The organism is Corynebacterium sp. HFH0082 (assembly GCF_000411235.1).
Lineage (GTDB): Bacteria > Actinomycetota > Actinomycetes > Mycobacteriales > Mycobacteriaceae > Corynebacterium > Corynebacterium jeikeium_D.
The window spans coordinates 418,678-421,228 of sequence record NZ_KE150404.1; the positions used below are offsets into that span (position 1 = coordinate 418,678).

Genomic DNA, 2,551 nt, shown 5'->3' on the forward strand with positions numbered 1-2,551 from the left:
ACAACCACCCCAACCAGGGCAACCACCACATGAGCAGCAGAAGAAGACTCTACCTTCACTGCAAACACAAGTCAAACCGACCGTGAATACAAAGTAAACTCTCCCCCACATCACCACAACAAGCAATCACATCGCCCTGTCGCGCTGACCCCGGATACATTACACACACTTCACACATAAAGCGAACCCCCAGGTCACAATGACTTTCTTGGGTACTTTCGAGCTAATAGAAGACCATAACCCTAGAGTTTCACTTAAAGCTGTTCGGCAATGCGTTCGTTCACCGGCTTCTTACGCACACTCACGAGTTATCTCAGCAAAGTGACAAGTCTCGAGGCCTTCGTCGTAAAGCGAGATGGAGCGAAACCACCCCAATAGAAAGCTCCAGTGAGGAAAAGCTGGGCTAGGGAACTAAAGTCGAACTGTGACTACATCAACGAAGACCGATGCCCGGCCGGTCCATCCGGTCGATGAGTATCCGGGCCATGTGAAATTGCTTGTACTCGGCTTTCAACATGTGCTCGCCGCGTATGCAGGCGCGGTGGCAGTCCCGCTTTTCGTGGGCTGGGCACTTGTGGATGCCGGGCGTATGTCCCCATCCGATATTCCGCACCTAATTGCCGCGGACCTGTTTGTTGCCGGCATCGCCACCATCGTGCAGTCGGTGGGTATTTGGCGATTTGGTGTGCGGTTACCACTGATTCAGGGCTGTACCTTCTCTGCCGCCATTCCGATGGTCACTATCGGATCGCAATACGGCGTGCCCGCAATCTACGGTTCGGTGATTGCATCGGGCATTTTCATGATGCTCTTTGCACCGCTTTTTGCATCGCTTCTACGTCTATTTCCGCCGTTGGTCACTGGCACGGTGCTATTGATTATCGGTACGACGCTTATGCCAGTCGCAGCTGACTGGGTTGGTGGCGGTGCTGAAGTCAAGGACACTCCTGATTTCGGCACGCCCCAAAACTTGGCAGTAGCTGTGTTTGTGTTGGTCTTGATTCTCAGTATTGAGCGTTGGGCACCGGAATGGCTCGCCCGAATCGCCGTTCTAGTGGGCATGATTTCTGGGTTGCTGCTGTGCATTCCATTGGGAATGGTGGATTGGTCTGGGACTAAGGACTCACCAATCTTTGGGCTGACACATCCGTTCTACTTCGGCATGCCTGAGTTTGTCTTCTCGGCTGTATTTGCCATGTGCATTGTCTCGCTTGTGACTATGGTCGAGGCGACTGGAGATGTGCTTGCAATCGGTGAGATTACCGAGACCGAGATTGATAATCGCCGTATTGCCGACACACTGCGTGCCGACGGTGCTGCGACCGTGATCGGTGGTATTTTCAATACCTTCCAATACACGGCGTTTGCCCAGAACATCGGCGTCCTGTCCATCACGGGTGTGCGATCCCGGTGGGTTACCGCAGCTGCAGGCGGAATGCTGCTGGTTCTAGGCCTGATTCCAAAGACGGCCGCTCTCGTTGCTGCTATCCCAGCTCCAGTTTTGGGAGGTGCCGGTATCGCCTTGTTCGGCATGGTCGCAGCATCCGGCGTCCGCACCCTATCCAAGGTTAAGTTCACTGAATCCAACGTGATTGTCGTTGGTATTCCGTTGGCACTGGCATTGCTTCCTGCTGTATCGCCCGAACTATTCTCCGGACTGCCGGCATGGGCACAAACGTTTATGGCCTCAGGAATCTGCGTAGGTTCCGTCGCAGCAATCATCTTGAACCTGTTGTTCAACACCGCCGACCGTGCACCGCACGCAGTTACTCCGAGTGCTCACGACACCTTCCGCGGAGGTATCAACTCTGAAGATAAGGACCACGACGGCTACGGCGACGTCCCGCCAGATAAGCCGAGCAGCAATAACTAACTTCGGTACTTTGATCAGCGCGGCTGGATAGCTCAATCCCAGAACGCGCTGGCGTGACTAAATACAACACATTCCCGTATGGGCGCAGAAAATACCTCGCCCATACGGGATTTCCTTTTGGCGCGACCTTGGATGGCGCTGCGTTGTCTCGTAGGTAGGGCTTAAGAATCAGGGCGAATTCCAAATAAGCGTATGGATCCCTATTTGGACAGCTTGGCAGTAAAGCCTTAATTGAACCGGGGCATCGGCATGTAGGCATGAGTGACAGTGATAGTCAGAGAAGTGCAATAAATGAATAGGACATGCCAACAAGCGCAGTGCCAGAATTCGAGGCGCCTTCGACCAGTCTACTGCGCATCGAACCCGTTCCAAGTACCCGCAACCAATCAAGATCAGTGTCTATCACCGAGACATAAACTACGACATTTATTGATTGAATTCCGTTTACCTGTGGGTAGCAAAAAGTGGGCCGCAGCACCCCCGCCCCACACGGGAACTGGCTACCACGACCCACAAAAAAGATTATTATGCCGGCGGCGACCTACTCTCCCACACCCTCCCGAGTGCAGTACCATCGGCGCTGGTGGACTTAGCTTCCGGGTTCGGAATGGGACCGGGCGTGACCCCACCGCTAACACCACCGACAAAAACCAGGCAACAACCCATCCCCACCACAAC

At 53.9% G+C, this 2,551-nt stretch carries 1 protein-coding gene and 1 rRNA gene; one reads left to right on the forward strand and one right to left on the reverse strand.

The window, feature by feature from the left end:
- Positions 1–424 precede the first annotated feature (424 nt).
- Positions 425–1,873, forward strand: coding sequence for a nucleobase:cation symporter-2 family protein (locus tag HMPREF1206_RS01765; RefSeq protein WP_016421695.1), 1,449 nt, complete (start codon positions 425–427; stop codon positions 1,871–1,873).
- A gap of 528 nt (positions 1,874–2,401) precedes the next feature.
- On the opposite strand, the gene rrf is transcribed toward HMPREF1206_RS01765, so the two are convergent.
- Positions 2,402–2,518, reverse strand: a 5S ribosomal RNA gene (rrf, locus tag HMPREF1206_RS01770).
- Between the last annotated feature and the right edge of the window lie 33 nt (positions 2,519–2,551).